The following is a 20,909-nucleotide window of genomic DNA, read 5'->3' on the forward strand; positions in this document are numbered from 1 at the left end:
TAGTTTTTTCCTAAATCATCAACTATATGACTGTTATTTTATCTATCACAGTATATTCAGTTGGCGTATTCGCGTTATTGGCAGCCTTTACCTCATAGTAAGTGCTTGCACTAGGTAATGGGATGGTAGATTCCCCCATGTTAACTGCCGACCCTGCCAGCGTCCATTGCCCCGTACTACTGCTTGTCCAGGTGCGGATATAGAAAAGAGTATTTCGCGGAGCCGTATTGGAGCCGTTGCTAATGCGTAAAGCATTCCCCCTCACGGGTTGGTTTAAGTAAGCTTCTCCAGCTATACCCGGATTCAAGTAGTGGCATCCTCCACCATTATAATCACTACCTGAAAAGATTACCCAATCTGTGCCGGGGTATACCCATGCATTCGGAGTGTTGTCCTCCCAGGTATCGCCAATCCGATAATAATTTTCCGGTACTTCATCCTGCGCAGTTCCAGTCATCAGAACCCATCCCCAATATCTATCGCCGATTACTAATTCAGCCGTATTGGTAATTGTAAAAGAGGGAGGTGAAGCTTGGTAGTCAGCAATGTAATCAAGCGGATGCAAGGAATACCCGTGGTCTGTGTGAAGAGAAAAGATTCTCTGTGTACCAAAGGGTAATACCCCGCTGAAGGTAGAATCCAGCGTACCCATAAATTCTACTAGTGCGGGGGCTACGCTACCACTACCGGAACCATTACCAGCCAAGCTGCTCAAATCAACCGCCATAGTACCTCTGTCGGTGCTGATAGTGAGGGTCGTCCCATTAAGACTAACCCCAGCAATAGTATCCCCAGTAGGCTTCTGGAGCAGTTCCAGCACCTGGGGCGAGAGCTTATCCAGGGCAACGTGCCCGTTGGCGATGTGCCAGGACTTTACGACGTCATTGGTCAGATAGAGCAGTAGCTTGCCGTTGCCGTTCACCACGGGAAAGAGCTGGCTGGCAGAATCCTGAATATTGACGAATGCCTGAGGCAGCGTTTCCTCGGTTAGACCTTGAATTAAGCTCGCCAGCTTCGTCTTCTCAGCGGATGTAAAATCTTCAGTAGAGAGCTGCTTACCACTCACCCTGTCTACCTTTGTGGCTACGCTGGTTTCCACGCTGCTTACTCTGCCTTTCAGGGCGGTATCGTCGTAGGCAGCAGCATTCTGTAAGCCTGCCAGTTTGGTTTTCTCGGCGGTGGTAAAATCTTCGGTTGAGAGTTGTTTGCCCGAAACCTTATCCACCTTGGCGGGCAGCATGTTTTCAACGCTAGCTACTCGGGTTTCTACATTGGTAACCCTGCCCTTCAGGATACTATCATCGTAGCTTGTGGCGTTCTGCAAGCCTGCTAGTTTGGTTTTCTCCGCACTTGTAAAGTCTTCTGTGGATAGCCCTTTCCCTGGGACCTTATCTACCTTGCCCAGCTCCACATCCACTACCCGGCTGGTTAGGCTCGTATCATCATAGCTTGCTGGTATGGGCACCGAATAGACTGCCTTATCGGTTTCCAGAACAATGTTCTGACCATCTGGATATAGGAGGGCATAGGCTACCCCAATTTCATCCGAATTCTGCTTGATAACGGCTTGCCACCACTTTGTACCATCCCCATCGGGAAAGTCCACGTCGTAGCCTATGTTACCATCAGATAGCGACATGTACAGGCTGTTTCGCTCTACTACGAACTCACCCTGGGCATACTCTTTCGTTGCATCGTAGGCCCCCTTGAAGAGGCTGGGATTGTTGCTCAGTCCAGCTAGTTTTTGCTTCTCCTCTAGCGTATAGTTCTGGTCCGTGAGCTGCTTGCCCACGACTTTCAGCACCCGCCGCTCTATTTCGGTTTCGAGGTCGAGAATCGCATTTTCTGCGTCTACGAGGTCACTTTCTACTTCCGACACTCGCGCCACAAGTGCCGTGTCGTCATAGCTAACGCCACCTGAAGAGACTGCGTTAAGCTTGCTCCGTACATCCGGGGCAAGAATGTTCTCAGCTACGGAATCTGGCTGTAGAGTGTAGTTCTGCAATCCAGCTAGCTTAGCCTTCTCTGCGCTGGTGTAATCCTCGCTGGACAGCCCTTTACCAGTAACCTTGTCTACTTTACCAGCTTCAACCGCTGTCACACGGTTCTTCAGCGCAGTGTCATCATAGTTCTGAAGTCCGGCAAGCTTGGTCTTTTCCGGATTGGTGTAGTCGTTCGTGCTGAGACCTTTACCAGTCACCTTATCTACCTTTTGATTGATAAGAGAGCGTAGTTCGGTGTCATCGTAGCTGGTGCCGCTACCAGAGCCGGTTCCATTCACCTGCAACCAGTATACGTTCGTGGCAGTCGGCGCTACCGTACTGTTGGCTATATCTTGCTTGGCGACAAAGACGTTACCACCGTTGGTCACGAACTCACCTTGCACGTAGTTACCCGCCTGCCAGGGAGTAGCGGCGGTTACCAGGGCGTCAATCCGGGCATTCAGGTCTGATTTCGCGGTTTCGATGTTATCAAGCAAGTCAGCCGCATCTTGCTCCACCTGGTCTATTCGGGTGCGTAGCTCCGAATCATCGTAGGCCACCCCGGCTCCCCCACTGGTCAGCAGCTCCCAATCAGTACCGGCAGCGGGTGCTATGGTGCTGGCGAAGGCACGTTTGGCCCGGAATAGCTGACCATTAAAAACAACTACCTCATCAACCTTATAGGCACCCTTCAGCCATGTTCTGAGCGTTGTCAGACTAACTCCATTTACTTCTTCCCAGTGGGTATCGGTGCTCAGGCCCGTAGGCTCCGGAATTAGGTTATCTGGGAAGTTGGACTTCACCAGCTCTTGCTTGGCAGCGAATAGCCGTAGGGTACCTGACAGATAGAACTTCACTACTTCACCATCCGCGTACTTGCTGGCAAACGGAATAAAGTCCTGGATACCGGCGTTTTTCTCCTCCAGTGAATTACGTTCTACCCATTTTGCCAGCACCTTGACGTCACTGAAGCTGCCATCAATCCAAACGCTTAGCGGACCAGTCTCGGAATAAACCAAGCGGTATTCTCGGCTGGGTTGGGGAAACTCCACGTAGCAGATAGCGCCAAGAGCCAGGAAGTCCGGATTCAAGTCCAATAGAGTTTCATCTGTGGCGTTACCACCCGGCACGTTCCGGTCATACAGCCGGGCTGACTTATAAAGCGTCTTGCTATCGTTGGCCCCAGGTAATGCTTTCGTAATAGCGTTTACCAGCGTACCGAAACCAACCTTTTTGTTCACGGGAGTAGCCCCCGTGCTATCTTCTACCTCCAGATAGGTAGGGTATAGATTATTAGTGTTTCGTTCTTCAGGTAAGTCCTTAATGTAACTTTCTAGCAGTGGTTCAGGCATGTAGTATCGTATTCTTTGCGCATAGCGAGGTTATTCTGGGTAGTCATAGTAAATAGTCTGGGGATTGATTAGCGCCCGATAACGCGGTAATGTTTCACCCCGTTCAGCAGTACAATACGGTAATTCTTACGGCCATTCTTATTGGCAATCCGGGCAGTTTCCGGCGTCAGCATTTGCTCCTGACCATAGCTGCCCGGCGCTAATTTTCGGAGCGTGATGCTGGCTATCCGTTCGCGTTCATGTTTGTAACAACTAATGACCATGAAGCGGCCATCCACGTTATCAGCAGGCAAGTCCAACATGGTGCCAACGCTGAGCTGGTCGAATCCTGGTCCCGATACTTCACCCGTGATTTCATCGGTGGCTGTAGCTCTGAGAAGCATCCGGTCCTGGGCGGCGGTTTCCAGCAGTGGTGTGTAGGTTGGGTAGCCAGGGCGTTTCCAGCCACTAGTGGCGGTATAATCCGCCAGACTTACCCCGTGACGCCACGCATACACAGCCATCTTCACTGGCTCCAGTTCTACGGAATCAGCACCAGGAAGCCGGGGAATATCTGAATGAAACAGCTCCACATCTTCCAGCCCGATACCAGTCTGGCGGTTGGTATTGACTACCGTCCGTTCCGCCGTGTCGGCCCATTCCTGGGCCGCTGGTTGAATCTTCAGAGCCGCTGAGGCTACCAGGAGCTGTGAGTTGCCGGACAGGGCCACAGGAGAAAGAATTCGGAGCCGTACTTGGGTGCCGGGCACACCGAAAACATCCTGCTTAAACTCCTTCCAGTTGTCTTTTGAGTTGATTTCGTACTCATAGGGGTTACCAAAAGGCTGACCATCCGTGACTAGTTGCACTAGGAGCTTCGCGGTTACTTCGGTGTTACCTAGCAGGTCATCTGTATTCTCCAGTTTGGCCTTGAGTACAATACGCATCCATTCCTCATCGTCGCCGGTCAGGTGCGGTACCGGTGAGCTAAGTAGGTAGCTGCCATTCTGCACGGTATCCATGTAGCGGCTGAATTTCACGGCCTTCTCCCCTGCTTTCTCTCCCTTGCCTTCTGCGGTAACCAGCCCACCGTTCAGGGTCCAATGCAACGGGCGCTTATCCAGGAACAGGGCGAAGTTGCCGTTCTTCAGCAGGTTTTCTTCGAGCTGCTGAGCTACAACAGCAGTTACAATGGAACCAGCGGCTATCGTGGTACGAGTCTGATTAGCGTTAATCCAGAACAACTCATTATTGGCTGTGGCAGCAGTATGCTTCAGGATTCGCAGTGGCTCCAGGCTAGAACCTAAATTCGTCAACTTCACCCCGGCTGGCGACCATGTACGAAACTGATACTCATCCATTGCCTCGTTGAGACCCACAATATGCCAGCAACCGTTTTTTTGGTAGAGAAACGCATTGAAATTGCGTAAAATCGCGTCCATCACCGTGCGACAATCGATAGTATCCTCATCCTGGATAACCGCGTCCTGCTTCTTGTTATAGGCCGTGCGCTGCCCGTAGGCTAGCTCCAACGGGTCACCATCTGCCGCCATCAATCTATCCCGAAGATTGAGACCACAAATCAGCTTCATGTTGACATCCGTCCTGGACAGGCAGGAGAGAATCGTAGACAGGAAATTAGTGCGGCCTACCTGCTGCTCCCGGTTGTGATTGAGAAAAAAAGTTTCCCTCAATGACCCCAGGCCATCGGTTGCGATAAGCGAAACAGACTGCCCAGCCCCTAGCATTTTTTCCTCGTAGCTGGTGGCATCGATGTAACCCCGGAACTGTAGGCTGTCGTTGCGGTAATGGTCTACGCGGTGGTTTCTGTCGTCCTGAAGGATAGTATCAACGAATTGCTGGGCCACCTGAGTCCAGAGAGAAAATTCTAGCGTAGCCCCGACAGATTCGGGCATGACACCCGCTTTGCTACTACCGGAATCCCAGCTCAGCACTACGGGGTCACCCGCGCCGACAACATCCGTCGTGGTGCCTGTCCAGCCTCGTTCGTAGATTCTGGTTTCCAGCTTGGTTCCGGCAACGTCGTCATAAAGCAGCCGCCAGCGGGGACGGTATTCGTCCTTAATGTCGAACTCGGCTACCACATGTCGGTTCTGGGCATCGTAGACATCGACTTTGTAGCTACCAGCCGGAAGATTCTCATACTGACCGGTGACATTGTCTTGCTGGTAACCAGCTCGAACCGACTGCTGCAAGTGGAACCGTAGCGGCAAGGAGGGGCTATCCGCCAGTATCCAGACGCTGCCATTTTCCGCGTCCTGCTCATCGATGTCGTTTTTGATGATGTCGATAATTCTGAGGTCACCAGCCGCCGCTTCCTGCTTGGTATCCACATCCACGAAGTAGAACCGGTCACTGTTCTCCTCACTCCAGGGCAAGTCGGGGTTTTGCAGATGGAAATAGACACGCCGGTAGATAGTGCCGATGAAATATTCATCAATCGGCTCCGATTCCGGAATCACGTAGTACACAGCAGAATAATCCGGCAGCAGCTCCCAGTACTGGTTGCTCTTCTTGTAGGTCGGCTTGGGTAACAGATTACCGGGGAAGTTGCGGGACTCGAAATAACTACGGGCTTTGTAGAAGCAGTCGTAGCCCCACTGAACTACCTCCCCCTCTTGTACCACGCCGTAGTCCTTGAGGATATTGTTACCCTTGCTATCCTTTACATAGTCCTTCCGATTGGCCTCAAAGTAGCGTTCCGTCAGCGGAATACGCTTCCAGAATCCTTTGTCTTCGCCGTTTTGGTCCGGGTAGGGCAGTTTGCGGTTATTGTCCTGGTACATGTAGCCCGCCATGAGCACCTGCGCCTTGAAGTAGGCCGAATACGGCTCCCCCTTGCGGGTATAGCGTACGACATCCCCGATGTTGTGCTGTGGCGTGTACTGGTAGAAGTCAGGATAAGTAAGCTGATTCTTGTCTACTGTGTACCCTTGCTTGGTGCTCTTGTTCCAGGCAATACCACTGAGAAAACCGCGCCCACCTCCCGTTTGCGGATTATGGACGTAGTGGTACTTGGCCCAAAGCGTTTTTGTGGCAACATTATCCCCTGGTTCCCCTGAGCCAATAGTTGCCCCAGCCTCGATGGTGAGGGGGTTGCCATTCACGCGGTTATTATTACCATCCTGCACGTAGGCCGCGTAGGTTCCTTTCCGCAGGCCACTGAATTCAAAGGTGGCGAAGGTGGCGTTAACACTCTTGTTGCCTCCACCAACTAGGTAGACGGACAGAGGAGGCACGGAGCTTTCTACGCTGATAGTAATCTTGCCATCCTGCGCTTCCAGGCCACTGGTATTGGTGGCGAACTGGGAGACAATGCGCAGGTCTGAGAGGCCAGAACAATCCGTGGAATCTTCGTCCACGTAGCGAACCAGATTACCATCCGGATTGGTGCCGTTGCCGTACACCGTCCGCTTTTTGCCATCGCCGTTCACGATGGTACAGTAGGAATCTACCGCAGTATTTTCATCCAAGTAGAAGGTAGAACAGGTAGGGCCATTGCTCCCTACTCGCTCGAATGGCGATTCCCCGGCTTCTCGTTTGGCGGTATCGTAATAGGTCTCTTCGTACTGAAAATAGCCTGTTTTTGCCGTACAGGTTCTACGCAATAATGTTCTACTCATATAGGGGTAAATACTCTCTACCGGTAGTTGCGTAGGCGGTAACTATTGACCTCATTTATAATTCGCAGCTTGTTACCTTCGATTTCCGTCACGCTGGGCTTGAAGGTTACTTCGATACTCACTGGCTTGGCCTTGGCGGCGGCTGATTGGTCGGGAGAAGTATACCTGCCACCGCTGTAGTTGCTCACACCAGATGCCGAGCCTCCACTGTTGCCAATGCGCGAGGCAGCTCCCTTTACGGCAGTACCTAACGCTACTAGGGCAATACCACCGGCAATCGCCAGTGCTGGATTGAGGCTGGTCAGTGCGGCTTTGATACCAGCCACTGCCAGACCAGTACCAATGGCTAACTGGCCTACCTGTACTGCCAGGTTTCCAATAGCTCCTAGCACAATGGCTGGTAGTGCTTCGAAGCCTGATGCTCCAGACAGGATTTGACCGATAGCTTCCCCAAATCCAGAAGCAATGTCCTGCATCCCGGTAACGAGTGTGCTGCTCAAGGCTGAGTTGAAATTGTCTAGGGTAGTCTGGACAGTCGAGAGCTGATTGAAGCTGCTGACTAGGTTCTGCACCTCTATCGAAAGCGGTGAGAAACCGGCGGCTAGTAGAGACTGAATTCCTGTCTGAAGTGCTCCAATTCTGGCCCCGGTATAGTCGAAACTTGCCCCGAACGCTAGAGAATTCCCCCGCGCCGTTCTCATAGCTGCATCCAGCTCCAGGGTCGTATTCAAGAGAGCCTGCGCTTTGTCCTGACCAGCCACCGGCAAGGTCACCGGCAACGTTAGCGGACGGTTAGCAAGCTCTGGGCCAATGATGGATGCGATGTCCTTGCCCAGCTTGTCTCCCAGAGTACGTTCAATTTTAACCTCTGGCGTTACCATGACCGTGATTGGGTCAATACCCTTGGTGAGGGACTGTTGTAGCGTCAGGAGCTGCGTATTGAGCTGCTGGAGGCTTCTGTTAGCACTGCCTACACCAAGCTCCGATAGACGCTTTAAACCATCCTCCAGAATCTTGATTTTCTGGCTCGTAGATTCCATGCCTTCCGCAGTAATACCCAGCTTTACTTGCGTATCAACCCCGGACAGTTTCTTACGAACGTCCTCAAATGCCTTGGTGATTTCGCTGGCTGCTTTCTTCGCGGCCTTACCGGCATCCTCATATTTGCTGATTAGCTCCTGTAGACGTTTTACTTCGGCCTGCGCCCCGGTAAATTCTTTGCTGCCCAGGGTGGCGTTATCACGGCGTTCGGTAGCTGCCTTCAGGTCTTCTCTTAGTTTAGCCAGAGTCTGAGGCTCAATAACTGGCGTAATGTCAACCTTGGTCTTACTTCCGGCTACTGCCTTATTGAACCCATTGGCCGCATCAATACCCTTGAGGAAAGGACTAGTTAGGGCCTTTTCCAGATTCTGTTGCTCCGAATAGATTGTCTGGAAAGTTCGGGGTAGAATACCCAGGGTAGCATTGAGCTGGGCAACGTACTGCTCTTGCTCTATATACTTCAGGTTAGCCTCTGCCAGCTTTTCCTTCAGCTCGTTTATCTGTTTGCTGGAGAGTGCCACCTGACGAGTGATACCACCGGCTGCACCCCCTAGGGTCTCGGTAACATTACCCGTGCGGTTGAATTCGGCTACTTTACGCTGGAGGGCATCCAGCTCAGCTCCATACTTGGCAAGGTCAGCTTTGGCTCCACCAATAGCCGAGCTAGCTTTGGCTTTTGCCAATTCCTGTTGCGCCACAATGAAGTTGCGGGTTTTGTCGGTACTGATACCGATAGCATTGCCGTACTCGTCTAGGCGGTTAACAACTCCCGGTACCGCCGCATCAACTTTTTTGATGATAGAGGCTAATTCCTCTTGTTCCTGCGCACTGAGCTTGGTTTTGGTAGCCAGCTGGTCATAGCGGTCCAGCAGCGGACTAACGGAGCCGCTGAGGGTCGAATTGGCCTTAGCCTGTTGCTCAAAGCTGGATTTGGCCCGTTCGTTGGCCTGAGACAGATAGTAGATTCCACCTGCCAGGGCCGCAGCACCGGCAATAGCCAGCCCAATTGGACCAGTAGCAAAGGTTACCGCAGTACCCAGAGCTGTGAAGCCAGCGGCAAGCGTCGGAAGCAGAGAAATTACGGCTCCAATACCCAGTGCCAGTGGCCCTACGGCAGCCACTAAACCAGCTACCACCAATGTTGTCTGGGCCGCAGCCGGGGACATGTTGTTCAGAGCATCCGAGGCCCCGCCAATCAGGCTGGACATGCTCTTGATAGCAGGCAGCAGGAGGTTACCGATGGTAATTCCCAGGTCGTTCAGGCGGTTTTTGGCAACCTGAATCTGACTGGCCGTGGTTTCGTAGCGTTGGCCCGCTTCTTTGCTCAGCGCCGAATTTTCCTGGAATGCCTGGCCGGAAAGTTCTACGGCACGTCGGGTCAAATCACCCGCGTTGGCAAGACGCAAAAGGCTATCCGAGGTGCGGATGTTGCCCAAATCCAGCTCTCCCAACATTTGGATAGTGGAGCCGCCAGCCGCCTTAATTCGGCCCAGACCTTCGATAAAGCTGACGACAGCTTGTCCAGCGTTCTTTTGGAAGCTGGTCTTGAACTCCTGGCTGGATTGACCTGCCACGCGGGCGAAACCTTGCAGGTCTTTGCCACCAGTTTCTACAGCTACCTGAATTTTCTTCAGCACAGTAGAGAAGGCCGTACCACCGGCTTCGGCCTGGATGCCCACTGAGCTAAGGGCCGTAGAGAAGCCCAGAATGTCGGCTTCCGTCAGGCCAACTTGCTTACCGGCACCCGCAAGGCGTAGGCCCATCTCGGTGATTTCCGCCTCAGTGGTGGCGAAGTTGTTGCCGAGAGCAACAATAGCGGAGCCTAGGTTCTGGAATTGATTCTGGGGTAGCTGGGTAATGTTCGCCAGTCGGGCCAAGGAAGTAGCCGCCTGGTCAGCACTCAGGTTGGTACTGTTACCCAAATCAATCATGACGCGGGTAAACCCAAGAATTGCTTCGCGCTTGATGCCGAGCTGCCCGGCTGACTCAGACACCTTGGCTATTTCCGTCGCGGCAGCGGGTATCTCCCGCGACATCTGGCGAATACCATCGCTAAGCCGGGCGTATTCAGCTTCCGTTTGCTGTGCGTCCAGGCCCGTCGTGTTCAGGGTCTTCTTAACGCCAGCGAAGGCTGATTCAAACTCAATGGCGGACTTGGCGGATAGAGCGAAACCGGCCGCGATGGGTAGGCTCACGTACTTCGAGAAATCTTCCCCTACGGACTTAAAAACGCCGCCCAAGCGTCCAAAACCAGCTTCCCAAACTTTTTGCTTCGCGTCGAAGGAGGCGAAGGCGGCAGTCAGGGAAATATTGGCTCCAGCAAACCCCTGGGCTAGTTTTTGTCCCGCCTGCTGGCCTGCGGCCTGCGCTCTGCTGGCGAAGTTTTGAAGAGCTTGCCCACCCTGATTGGTGAAGCTCTGGATGGCCTGGGTAGCGGTGCGCAACCCTTGCTGTAGTCCCTGAATATTGGCTCCTATCGCTACATTAAGATTCTGTAGATTCACTAATTGTATTCATCACTCCTATCGGTTATTCCGCGTCTGGGGCGGGCGCTGGTGGGCGCTGGAAAAAGTTGTTTTCAGTCATGCGCCGCCAGAATTCTTCCTCACTCTCTCCTGCTTTACCTGCCTCTTCGGGGTTCACTGGGTCAGTAGCCAGCGGCATATATTGCTGGGGGCTGATGGGCTTTTCCTTGAGCATATTCACCATCTGCGTAGCCAGCAGCCGGGTCCGCTCCCACTCCCGGTTCTGGCGCACGACGTAGCCGTTAGCGTAGCGCCGGTATTCATCCCAGGTCATGTCCCAGAGGGTGTCGGGCAACAAACCCAATTCGCCCTGGGCGTAATCCAAAAAACCCGCCCACGTTTCAGGCGGACGGGTTTCTGAACCTTCTTGATTTGTTGCCCTTAGGCTTTTTTTGGCTTCTGGGAGTCCGGTTGAGACGTCTCAGCTTCTTCAGCTGCTTTGGTTATTAGCTCAGACCAGAGTTGAAGCGGCTTTCCGATTTCCGGAGCTTCTGATTCGTCGGCGTCCTCAATCCAGTCCACCACATCCTCATAGTCGAAATCAATCTCCAGACGCTCTTTCCGGGCACCCGCATACAAGCTGGAGTACACGAAAGCAGACAACAACACCATGTTAGAGAGGACGCCATTGCTGGCAATCTGGGTCATCTTCTGCCAGTAGTCATCCAGCTCAATGTTGAGCGTTTCGCAGAAGGCATTGGCCTGGCGGATGCCGTTTACTTGGAAAGGACGCTTCTGGCCCCCGATGGTCATGTGGCCTAGGCCCCTATTTTTCTCACTCATTCTATCCGATTAATACTCTAAATAGTCTGGGCCTTGAGAATTAGGCAGCCACGGTAAATGCACCGTTACCTTCGTAGTTGGCAGTCCAGGTCACGGCCCCTTTGTCGGGCTGGGAATAGGAAACTTCCGAAATGAAAGCCTGACCGGTGTAGCGTTTTCCACCTGCCGCAGCCTTGGTGTATTCGATGGTAACCTCGGTACCGTCGTCCAGGAGGTCGAAAATCGTGTCGAAGGAGACGTTAGTTGCAGTTTCGCCTGAAGTGAATTCGCGGAAAACGGCGCTAAACGAGCCAGACCAGGATTTTTGACCTGGGGAAACTTGCTTCCAGCCGCCCGAAGACGAGCACGTGGCTTCATCCATTTCGCGGCTGACGGTAAAATCTGCAGACTGAGCGCAGCCTACGACGATGTTGTTCGCTTTAACGACTACATCGGTTGCATTAATAATTGATGCCATGTATAAGGTTTACTTCTACTTGTAAATAGTTATGGAGGGGATAATCAGGCTGTATTTTCAGCCAATAATTAGCTTGTTTGCTGGTGCTGTTCTACCGTGAATGCAAAACGTAGGTAACGGTGAACATCTACTGTATCCTGGCTCACGTTATCGGTGAGCATAGTCGATAATTCCAGTCCGGCAGGTGACATGTCGAAGCCGCCCTCCAGCGTTAGCCGTTGGTTCTCCAGCCTGGATAGAATGACTTCCGCTATCTGGTTGGCAAGCCTGCTGGAGACTTGATTCTTACCCTGGAATGAGGTAATAATGTCCAGCAACAGCGAACATTCCCAGGTCTTGCAGCCTGCGAGGTTACCCTGCGGCTTCACCGTTTGCTGGGTAATCAAAATGCAGGGCGGGATGGCCCCTGAGGGCGCGAATTCGAAGACTGGTATAGCCTGACCGGCTATCAGAATAGGAGTGCCGCCAAGGGCCTGAAACACGGATTTTTGCAGCGGCAGTTGCGGGTCATGTAGCACTCGTTATAGTCGATTGATAGCTTGCTTGAGGTTATCGAGGAATTTGTCCCGATGCAGTAGATAAGCCGGATACAGGAAGGGCTTAGCTTGCGTCTGCCGGGTGCCTAGCTCTTTGTCTGGCGCGTAGCTTAGGGTACTTCCTACCAGAAAGGTTTTACCTTGGGCTTCCACCTGAATGCTGTCTCGGAGCTTGCCGGTGGCTACCGGGGCTAATTCCTGGGCCGTATCCCGAATGGCTTCCGCTGTGGCCTGTGCTTCTTCAGCGGCTACGGATTCGACTTGCTTACCGAATGAACTCAGTTGCTTGAGCAGGGCATCTAGGCCACCGATGCTAGAGCTGACCATGTTGACAGTAGTAGGTAACCTCGGTTCGGCGCTCGTCACTGGTGGCGCTGAGAATCTTCAGCCGCTGGCCGTGGAACTCCAGTGCTTCCGCCCGTAGGTATTGCTCCCGAAAACGAGAGGTAATCTTGTAGACCTTGCTGCTGATTTCCTTGCCTGGGGTCAGCATTTGCGAACCTCTTAGTTCCTGCACTCTGGCCCAGATATTGAGCTTTTCGGCTTCCGTAGAAGGTAGCCAACCACCGATACCATCACTGACACTAGCACCAGGAAATACTAGCTTGATTTGCTCCCTGTACTGCCCTGCCCTAGCCATTAGTCAACCACACAATAAGGAGCCAGCAGAAGCTGGAAATTGAGGCTCAAAGCCCGGTTAACCGTGCCCGTGGTGCTATTTTCCCGGTTTTCATACATGTCCGCAGCTATCTTCAGGATAGCCTGGATGACGTCGGATTCTGGGTCAGCTTGGAAGTCGTAGCGGACGGTGTAGGTCGGTAGATTATCGTAATCAATAGGATATTGTCGATTGATAGCGATACCCTTGACGTACTCTGACCAATACTGGCCTACCGTAGGTAGCTGGGTGACGTCGGTTACGAAACCACTCACTGAGAGCACAGAACCAGTTCCTTCAGACAACTGAAAAGGCTCAGTTACAGTGAATGTTGTCTCCAGTATGCGGGAGGTGAAATACTGATTACAGTATTTTTCTGCTTTGGCTACAGCAGCACTCAGATAATGCTTCAGAAGCTCGTCTTCACTGGCGTCGTCTGCGCTGAGACGCAAATGCGACTTCAATAAGGCGAGAGATACAGGCTCAGACGTTGGTTTTGATATTGCTTTGGTTGTACTCACTACTTCTGGCTGTACTTCTTACTATTATTTAGTCTCCAGGGAAAGACTAGTCGGCTTGGTTTCGCGCTTTTCTGCCGTTTTACGGGGCTTTTTAGGGGTTGCGGAGACCAGTTGATTAGTCTCCGCAACTTCCTCTACCAATCCGGCATGTAGCAACTCTTTTGCTTGGTTTACGCCAAGAACTTTGCTCTCACCTTCTGACCAAACCTCTCTATTAATAAGAAAGGTCGTCTTGGCCTTCATGGTCTTCATCACTTATTGAACTGCTTTATTAATGGCAGGAATAGCGGTAGCGAAAGAGCCTTTGATGAAAGATTCAGGACGCTTCACTAGCTGTACGTGACGTGATTCAAGTACCACCAAGACCATATTGTGAAGTGCGTCATCTTCGTTCTGGTCATACACACGGATGCTCAAACCATCGCGAGTATAAAGCTGAGCGGCACGGTCAAATGCACCAACCAGGAATTGTCCTGCTGGCATAGCGTCCATTTCCACGATGCGTACACGACCAATCGATGGGAGTTGACCAGTAAAAATGGTAGGTAACATGTACCCGCCATCCTCAAGCTTCACCATTTCAAGCTCAGCTACATCATTTGGATTCATGACAATGTGCGTTGGCGTAAACAGCGCAATACGAGCCTGAGCAATCGCTACACGCAGAGCATCAATCTTCTGAGCATTTTCGATAGTGCCAGCGAAATAGCCTGCATTGAAAGGCTTAGCCAATGGAAGAATGCCCTGGAGGTCATTACCAGTGCCGGAACCCAGCAACTGTTGCTCAGACAAGAATTCATCATGTAGACGAATCATTTCTGACTTCACAAGCGACACCAACTGCGAAGCGTCGCGGGTGGCTTCCTCAGTAAACTTGGCTGTTACAGCAATCTTCTTAACAGTAGCCGAAATAGGCTCTGTGGTGAGGCTGAAATTGGGCTTCTTAGCACCTTCAGCTACCATTTGTGGGCCACCTTCGTAACCGGAAATACGGAAATAGTTAACTACATCTGTGTTGATGCTCCCACCATTTACGATGTCCGACATCGAGGTTGGAATCGTCGGTTCAGCTTGATACCCTAGTTTAAGAGGGGTTTTGAAAGCTTCACCAACAGACGAGAACATGTCTACGGCAGCTTTGCGGTCAAGCTTGATTTCTACCTTCTCACCGGCACCACGATTCTTCAGCTCTGCGGCTTTGGCTTCAACAGCTAGCTCGAAAGCATTCTTGGATTCAAACTCACCACCACGGCCAGCACGGTTGGATTTTGCCTCTAGGGCATCTACCTGAGCCTGGAGCTTTGCATTGAGTTCGCTCAGGGATTTTACTTCAGCAGCGATTTCAGTCGCTTTAGTCTCTACTTTTTGAAAATCACCTTTTACTTCTTTGGCGATTTTGTCAATTACTTCGGTTTCCACTAAAAATTGGGATACTCTACTCTTCTGTTATTTGCTATTATAGCTTTTCATGAACACAGCTAAAATTTCCTCATCGCTCATCTTAGTCGGCTCAACTACTAGCTCAGGAGTGGAAATAATTTCCGGCTCCGAGCTGTTAAGTGACTTTTCAAGCAAGTCCTGAATACTTTGATTAATCTGTAATACTTCTAGCTCTAACATCTCTACCCGTTCGTTGCTGACGTTTTTAGTTCGTAGTGTTTTGTGCAAACGCGATAGCTTCTGTAGTAAATAGTCACCTTGTTCTCTGGGTGACATGGATTTCATTGCCACTGTAGGTGTGTTTGGGTTACTTCCCCACGTCACTGAGCTTACTTCCCACAACTGGACTTCCTTGATAATGCGTATGTCCTTTTCGGTATTGTACTCGCTCAGGATGGTGTTGTAGCCAATACTATGCTCGTAAGCGCGGTCAGCCTCTAGCGCGAGAACATCATTGCCAAGTTGTGTTTCGGAGGCTTTGGCGGTTACCAACAGACCGAAATCGTCTTCCTCGATGCTGATAACCGGACCTACTAGGTCGTACGTTGAGTGCTGATTCAGCCATTTGAAACGCTGCGCATTCTCGCGGATAGTCTTGGCGAAAGCACCTTTCTGGATGATGTCGCCGTGGCTGTCCACGCTACCGAACGCGGCGGCATAAAATGTTACCGTGCGGGTGCTGGTATCCAGCTCTTTTACTTGTAATTCTGTCGCGTGATTGCAGTTCTTGTATTCGTACTTGAGCATTGACTGTAATTGACAAATAGGCGCTACTGAAATAGGTCTTATGCCCGGTGCGGCCTACTTCAGCAGCAGATTGCAGCACGAATTATTTCGGGTAACTCAGCACTGCCTAGACTATAATTGCAGCGCCTACTTGTAAATACTCACTCTGGGTAAACCAGCGAAAATTATTATTGCGAACTATTGCAATATTTATGCAAACAAATTACTTTAGCCAAAATCAATAATTTTTTCAACTGATACACATCATGGCCTACAATACCGATGAAGCATCCTCTCCCCTAGACACTGTCCCTAGCCTGTATCACTATACTGATGCTACAGGTTTCTTAGGCATGGTAGGCCAGGGAAATATTCGAATGAGTAATATCCACTTTCAAAATGATTCAGCAGAGCATGACTACATCTTCCACCTGGCCAATGAGATTCTCGCTGGTTACTTTGGAGATTATTGGAAAGGATTCTCACAAAATACATTCAACCTTATTACCCCTGTATTTACCTTTTCACTTACAGAGCAAAAGGATTTGTTGAGCCAATGGCGAGGATATTGTCCTAACGGAGGATATTCCTTTTCTTTTGAGAAAATTCAATTAGCTAAATTCATAGCAAGAAGAGGCTTGTCACTTGAAAAAGTTATTTATAACAAAGAACAACAAATAGATATTTTACGAAATCATATAATAAAGTTAACCCCGGATGAATGCCAACTTATCATAGAGGAAGCAGCCGGTTCTGCTATATTTCACAAACTAAAATATCTTGAGAATGACATCCACAGATTTGCTCCTATATTCAAGCACCCAAAGTTTGAAGAAGAACAAGAATGGCGATTAATAAAACATTACAAAGACAATTCAATCAACCCTGGAATTATCTCAGATTTAACACGTATGGGCTCAAGCTATCATTTCAATAGAGACAGAGCACTGCATGGAGAGAAGTTGATGTTCAGAGCTGGACGAAGCACAATAATACCTTTCTTAGAATTGCCCTTTCTAGATGAAGAAGGGGATGAGCCATTTGTCAAAGTAGAGGAGGTTATAGTCAGCCCAGGCCCTAGTTCTCACCTAGCTAAGGGAGCTTGCCAAACTTTACTTCCAGGTGTTCCGATTCACTTATCTGAAATTCCTTACCGGAATTGGTGATAAGCGTTCATACCGCATTGCTTATGTCGCTGGGACTACCATCTGAGCTGGAACCACAGGCTGGTCATGTCTCCGAGCATTGGCTGGGAACATGTAGTAATCCAAATCCTCGTCTACCTCAACTCCCATGATGGCCTGCTTGTCCTTCAATTTTATCCAGGGACATAGCGCCAACCACTCAGCCACTGCCTTCTTGTCTTCCTGAAGTTCTGTTATACCGCTGGTGTCAATGTCGATATACACCTTGTCGTCGTAGGCACCTACTAGGAAGCGGTTTAATCCCTCCTGGATTTGTCGCTTCAAGGGGATGACGCACTTCGTATAGAGGCTCTTACTAGCTTCTCCGACGTTGTTGAACGTACTCCCATTAGCTCCATTTAGCAGGTGAGCCGGGAAGCGGTAGAGGTCGGCAATTCCGTTTTTGTCCGTATCCGCAGCCTCCAGAACCTTCAAATCGACCGGGGACAGACCTAGTTGTAGTTGACCTACCTTGGCTCCCACATAAGCTACTGTAGGCGCTTTCCTAGAAGTAAAGAAGGAAGCTATTTTCCGAGATAAAGCTGAAGAAGCTGTAGCATCTAGCGGGTCCGTATTTTTGTCATCATGATAAATGAGGGACTGAGGTCCACCATTTTGATAGTGCTTCACACGCAAATCCAAACCACTATCAGCGGCTGTAATCAATTTGTAACCTGCTGCAATTGGAGAGAGGCCATACCGTGAATCTTCGGGGTTAGCGTACTTCAGGTGCAGTACATCTTGTGCTTCGTAGCTGTCGTACTGCCCATCTTCGCGCAGCATCCGATAACCCTGAACTTCCTGCATCCAGCCGCCGCCTATGATTTCGACTTGGTTGCTTGGTAGTACCCACAGCTCCCCTATTCGACCACCTGATACCCGGTTAGCCCACAAGTAAGCATTACCAGTGGTCAGGAGATACAATTCCAGCATTTCTACCAGCTCCCCTATTGTCTGCTTAGGATTGGGACGCCAGAGAAGGTTTGTGAGCTGGTGGTTCTCCAGGACTTTCTTTTTGTTACCCTGGGCATCGAGCTTCCAAACAGCCCAAGGAATCTGCTTTGAAGTCGAGAGAATGTAATTGATGATACTGTAAGCTACGCCGTGGGTGGAATAACCATCACGGGTGTAATTGTTGCCCTGATTTGCTGCCCATTGAATAGGAGTGTTGCCTAAGATGCCAATAGGGTTGGTACGTCCCAAATAGTCGGTACCTACAATAGCTTTGGTTTCTTGAAGCGTCGATTGCTGCTGTAGAAACTTGGCGTCGTAAACTGTGGCTTTAATATTCTGGCCTGTTAGAGCCTGCAAGAATGGATGCATTAACTGTTACTTGTTACCTATAAATAGTTATAGCTGTGGCTCTAATCATTCGCGTAAAATTGAGCCTTGCGTTTCTCGACGTTCTGGGTTAACTCGGTGACAGCCCATACCAGGGCATCCACCCTATCCGGCGATTTTTGGCCCGTGGCAGCAGACCAGGAGCACATCTGATTCTCCAGTTCCTGAAGCGATTGATAGACATGTCGAACTTTACGCTGCTCGTATAGGGCTACCACTGGCTCAGCTCGTAGAACTTTCCCCCTCGTAGCTCTTACTCCCCTGTAGTTAATATTGGGGTTTACCTGCCGGATGGTGTTCTCAACCATGTCCCCACCTTGGTTTACTTCCGCTACGACAGCATCCGCTTGCCACTCCTCGTAGAGGTCGTTAGCAACCGTAGCCCATTGGCTAGGCGTGTACTTGCCTGAGTGGTCTTCCAGGACGTAGAGTAACCCATCCAGCCCCAAGGCAGCTACAATGATTCCGGTTTCGTCACTATCCTGATTCGTGGTAACCGCAGGGTCTAATGCGACGACAATCCGCTTAAGACTCTCCGGAACATCAGTTACTTCGACAGCGGCGAGATTCAGTAATGCTCTGGACCAGAGAGCACCTTTTACATCTTCCAACAGCTCACCATCCAACTCCTGCTTACCAGTCGTAGTGCCTTCGTAGCTGGCAATGACGTTTGCTTTGAAGGTCTGGGAGAGATTCTTGAGGTTGTCCGACGTCTTACCCCTGGTGATGTGAACATTGCCTCTCGTCTGCGCTTGCTTGACCAGGTCGAAAAGTAACTTGACCGGTTTCGGCGTCGTGGCAATTACAATCTTAGGATTCGGTCCTAGTCGTAATCCAAACAAGAGGTTACTCCAAGTAGTACCCTGTCCCTGGGTCTGGTCTTTGGTATCAACATCTCCAATGTGAGCGTCCGACCAAGCAGCTAATTCATCACACCAGGCCGCATGATGCTGCGGCCCCCGCAGGCCCCTGGGTTTCTCAGCCGTGTAGACGTTAAACTGAGCACCATTCGCCAGGAATAGCTCACCTGTGCTTCTATTGTAACCTGTGTCTTGAGAGCCGCCACGTAGCTCGTCGTCTCGGAGGATGCTGAGTAACCCTGACTCTCCTTCCAACATGGTAAGCTTAGCATCCGCAAACGTAGCGGCTACCAGGGCAAACCTTCCTTTGGGCGTGTTACGGGCTTCCTGAGCTATCCATTCCGCCGCAGTCCTCGTCTTACCCCATCCCCTACCTGCTAGAATTAACCAGATAAACCAGTCTCCAGGGGGAGCCAGTTGCTCAGGTCTAGCCAGATAACTCCATCTCGTATTTCTCTCCTGTAGTAATGCTAGTAATCGCTCCTTATCACTCGTACTCAACTATTATTTCATAATTCACACAGTTATTTGTTGCCTAGCAGCTTCTGAATCTGTGCATCTAAGTCAGCGTCTGAGAGCTTATTCAGGCTCTCCCCTTTCGTCGTATGGTCCACCTGACTAATGTGCTTCAGATTCCATTCGCTGAACTTGCGCTCTAGTATCCAGGCCCACCGCTGCCATTGCTGGTCGGTGCTGAAGGCTACCATGAGAGCTTGCTTCTGTTCCCGCAGTGCCTTTTTATAAAGGTGAAGAAACTCTTGGCCCTGAGTATCAATTGCGTCAAACTCTCCGTCAGTCGCCTTATTTTTCCACTCTATGAATGTTCTATTTGTAATCTTCGCCTGAGGTTCCAGCAGCTCATTTACGGCGTCCAGCAGCTCGGCATCGGTGAATATAATAGTAGTCTTGTCGCTGAAAAGAACCGTGCGGGCTGCTTGGATGAAATCGGCTGTCAACTTGGATGGTCTGCCTCCAGGACGTTTAATTACGTTACTCATACACATTAAATAGGTCTGTTAATAAATACTCTGCTTAATGATAGAAATAAAGTTCCGACCTTATGAAAGTCATAATTAATTGATTCGTTAGATGTGTTATATAAACGCACTAGTACAAACTAGATAAATCACGATTATACCACCAATTTCTGACCTGCTCTGCTAGAGTTACAGCGTCCTTATACTTAATAACACTATTAATCATATAAATCCGCTTAATTTCAGAATTAGGATACACATGAGCAACACCCGTCTTTCTGTTATAAAAAAACGTATAATTTTTCGTACGACCTATATAGATATAATCTAAAGTAGATTTAATAAATTTTTGTTCGTATTCTATTACAACATTTTTATTTGTCGACATCTCCTTCAAGTCAACACCTTGACACAAAGCAATTGCAGAGTTGAGCAGCAAAAACGAAAACACCCCCGCGATTATATTTATTGCAGTCTTTAATTTCTTGTTATATAACAATGATTCATTATCAAACCCAATTTTACGCTGCCATTTAAATATTTGCCTAGCTCCTATCACTAAGCAAAACATTAACACAACTGCAAATAATACGAATATTATAATAACAATATTAGTTTCCATACTTAAGAATAAAATGGTGAGTAATATTCCTAAAAACAGCGCCGAAAATGCTATCTGATTCTGCCTATACCCACTTGTACCTTTAGGGTATATAAAAAGTCTACCGATAAAATCTATTTGCTCTCCAGACAACAAAGCCGAATCCAATATTGAATCAGATACTAGCACTATACAGATATAAATAGCAGTAAACCCAAAAAACGAAATAAGATAATCAGACAATAGAGATAATATTTCAGTCAATTCAATATAAGTAGAAATATCTACTCCAAATACACCAT

The 20,909-nt window shown here is 49.9% G+C and carries 18 protein-coding genes; 1 reads left to right on the plus strand and 17 read right to left on the minus strand.

The features are described 5' to 3' along the window. Window positions 1–22 precede the first annotated feature (22 nt). The 13 genes from K3G63_RS06630 to K3G63_RS06690 all read right to left on the minus strand — a co-directional run bounded on the left by K3G63_RS06630 (window position 23) and on the right by K3G63_RS06690 (window position 15,665). The gene (locus K3G63_RS06630) at window positions 23–3,334 is read right to left on the minus strand and encodes a hypothetical protein (protein WP_220613268.1); all 3,312 of its coding nucleotides are present in this window, start codon (window positions 3,332–3,334) and stop codon (window positions 23–25) included. A 68-nt stretch (window positions 3,335–3,402) separates the two neighbouring features. Beyond that, a complete protein-coding gene (locus K3G63_RS06635; RefSeq protein ID WP_220613269.1) occupies window positions 3,403–6,807 on the minus strand; it encodes a hypothetical protein in 3,405 nt (1,134 codons plus the stop codon). Window positions 6,808–6,974: 167 nt separating this feature from the next. Next, window positions 6,975–10,442 (minus strand): phage tail tape measure protein, encoded by a 3,468-nt coding sequence (locus K3G63_RS06640; protein ID WP_220613270.1) that lies wholly within the window; start codon window positions 10,440–10,442, stop codon window positions 6,975–6,977. Window positions 10,443–10,527: 85 nt separating this feature from the next. Beyond that, window positions 10,528–10,818 (minus strand): hypothetical protein, encoded by a 291-nt coding sequence (locus K3G63_RS06645; RefSeq protein ID WP_220613271.1) that lies wholly within the window; start codon window positions 10,816–10,818, stop codon window positions 10,528–10,530. Window positions 10,819–10,904: 86 nt separating this feature from the next. Continuing rightward, window positions 10,905–11,306 carry a hypothetical protein gene (locus tag K3G63_RS06650; protein WP_220613272.1) on the minus strand — a complete coding sequence of 134 codons (402 nt, stop codon included), beginning with the start codon at window positions 11,304–11,306 and terminating at the stop codon, window positions 10,905–10,907. A 40-nt stretch (window positions 11,307–11,346) separates the two neighbouring features. Beyond that, window positions 11,347–11,763 (minus strand): phage tail tube protein, encoded by a 417-nt coding sequence (locus K3G63_RS06655; protein WP_220613273.1) that lies wholly within the window; start codon window positions 11,761–11,763, stop codon window positions 11,347–11,349. A gap of 68 nt (window positions 11,764–11,831) precedes the next feature. Then, window positions 11,832–12,281 (minus strand): DUF3168 domain-containing protein, encoded by a 450-nt coding sequence (locus K3G63_RS06660; protein WP_220613274.1) that lies wholly within the window; start codon window positions 12,279–12,281, stop codon window positions 11,832–11,834. Window positions 12,282–12,284: 3 nt separating this feature from the next. Further along, a complete protein-coding gene (locus tag K3G63_RS06665) occupies window positions 12,285–12,626 on the minus strand; it encodes an HK97-gp10 family putative phage morphogenesis protein (RefSeq protein ID WP_220613275.1) in 342 nt (113 codons plus the stop codon). Further along, a complete protein-coding gene (locus tag K3G63_RS06670) occupies window positions 12,613–12,939 on the minus strand; it encodes a phage head closure protein (RefSeq protein WP_220613276.1) in 327 nt (108 codons plus the stop codon). The genes K3G63_RS06665 and K3G63_RS06670 overlap by 14 nt, the downstream gene beginning before the upstream one ends. After that, window positions 12,939–13,478 (minus strand): head-tail connector protein, encoded by a 540-nt coding sequence (locus K3G63_RS06675; protein WP_220613277.1) that lies wholly within the window; start codon window positions 13,476–13,478, stop codon window positions 12,939–12,941. The genes K3G63_RS06670 and K3G63_RS06675 overlap by 1 nt, the downstream gene beginning before the upstream one ends. A 24-nt stretch (window positions 13,479–13,502) precedes the next feature. Continuing rightward, window positions 13,503–13,730, minus strand: coding sequence for a hypothetical protein (locus K3G63_RS06680; protein ID WP_220613278.1), 228 nt, complete (start codon window positions 13,728–13,730; stop codon window positions 13,503–13,505). A 3-nt stretch (window positions 13,731–13,733) separates the two neighbouring features. Beyond that, entirely contained in the window at window positions 13,734–14,897 is a 1,164-nt protein-coding gene (locus K3G63_RS06685) for a phage major capsid protein (RefSeq protein ID WP_220613279.1), read from the minus strand. Window positions 14,898–14,924: 27 nt separating this feature from the next. Continuing rightward, complete coding sequence (locus K3G63_RS06690; RefSeq protein WP_220613280.1) at window positions 14,925–15,665, minus strand: HK97 family phage prohead protease; 741 nt, start codon at window positions 15,663–15,665, stop codon at window positions 14,925–14,927. A gap of 245 nt (window positions 15,666–15,910) precedes the next feature. Between K3G63_RS06690 and K3G63_RS06695 the strand changes: the two genes are divergently transcribed. After that, window positions 15,911–16,810 carry a DUF2971 domain-containing protein gene (locus tag K3G63_RS06695; RefSeq protein ID WP_220613281.1) on the plus strand — a complete coding sequence of 300 codons (900 nt, stop codon included), beginning with the start codon at window positions 15,911–15,913 and terminating at the stop codon, window positions 16,808–16,810. 21 nt (window positions 16,811–16,831) lie between these two features. Here K3G63_RS06695 and K3G63_RS06700 read toward each other — a convergent pair whose 3' ends face one another. The 4 genes from K3G63_RS06700 to K3G63_RS06715 form a co-directional block, all read right to left on the minus strand. Next, window positions 16,832–18,151, minus strand: a complete 1,320-nt coding sequence (locus K3G63_RS06700; RefSeq protein ID WP_220613282.1) for a phage portal protein — start codon at window positions 18,149–18,151, stop codon at window positions 16,832–16,834. A 41-nt stretch (window positions 18,152–18,192) separates the two neighbouring features. Further along, window positions 18,193–19,530 carry a DNA-packaging protein gene (locus tag K3G63_RS06705; protein ID WP_220613283.1) on the minus strand — a complete coding sequence of 446 codons (1,338 nt, stop codon included), beginning with the start codon at window positions 19,528–19,530 and terminating at the stop codon, window positions 18,193–18,195. Between the two features lie 23 nt (window positions 19,531–19,553). Further along, window positions 19,554–20,027, minus strand: a complete 474-nt coding sequence (locus K3G63_RS06710) for a hypothetical protein (RefSeq protein ID WP_220613284.1) — start codon at window positions 20,025–20,027, stop codon at window positions 19,554–19,556. A gap of 109 nt (window positions 20,028–20,136) precedes the next feature. Beyond that, window positions 20,137–20,871: a hypothetical protein gene (locus tag K3G63_RS06715; protein WP_220613285.1), complete on the minus strand. Its 735-nt coding sequence runs from the start codon at window positions 20,869–20,871 to the stop codon at window positions 20,137–20,139. Window positions 20,872–20,909: the final 38 nt, after the last annotated feature.

It is taken from the genome of Hymenobacter sp. HSC-4F20 (assembly GCF_019599275.1).
Taxonomy (GTDB): Bacteria; Bacteroidota; Bacteroidia; order Cytophagales; family Hymenobacteraceae; genus Hymenobacter.

Excerpts from the sequence above, each read along its gene's own strand:
- K3G63_RS06630 (WP_220613268.1), bottom strand. The coding sequence starts at position 3,334 with ATGCCTGAACCACTGCTAGAAAGTTACATTAAGGACTTACCTGAAGAA.
- K3G63_RS06650 (WP_220613272.1), bottom strand. The coding sequence starts at position 11,306 with ATGAGTGAGAAAAATAGGGGCCTAGGCCACATGACCATCGGGGGCCAG.
- K3G63_RS06655 (WP_220613273.1), bottom strand. The coding sequence starts at position 11,763 with ATGGCATCAATTATTAATGCAACCGATGTAGTCGTTAAAGCGAACAAC.
- K3G63_RS06665 (WP_220613275.1), bottom strand. The coding sequence starts at position 12,626 with ATGGTCAGCTCTAGCATCGGTGGCCTAGATGCCCTGCTCAAGCAACTG.
- K3G63_RS06670 (WP_220613276.1), bottom strand. The coding sequence starts at position 12,939 with ATGGCTAGGGCAGGGCAGTACAGGGAGCAAATCAAGCTAGTATTTCCT.
- K3G63_RS06680 (WP_220613278.1), bottom strand. The coding sequence starts at position 13,730 with ATGAAGACCATGAAGGCCAAGACGACCTTTCTTATTAATAGAGAGGTT.
- K3G63_RS06690 (WP_220613280.1), bottom strand. The coding sequence starts at position 15,665 with ATGCTCAAGTACGAATACAAGAACTGCAATCACGCGACAGAATTACAA.
- K3G63_RS06695 (WP_220613281.1), top strand. The coding sequence starts at position 15,911 with ATGGCCTACAATACCGATGAAGCATCCTCTCCCCTAGACACTGTCCCT.
- K3G63_RS06700 (WP_220613282.1), bottom strand. The coding sequence starts at position 18,151 with ATGCATCCATTCTTGCAGGCTCTAACAGGCCAGAATATTAAAGCCACA.
- K3G63_RS06710 (WP_220613284.1), bottom strand. The coding sequence starts at position 20,027 with ATGAGTAACGTAATTAAACGTCCTGGAGGCAGACCATCCAAGTTGACA.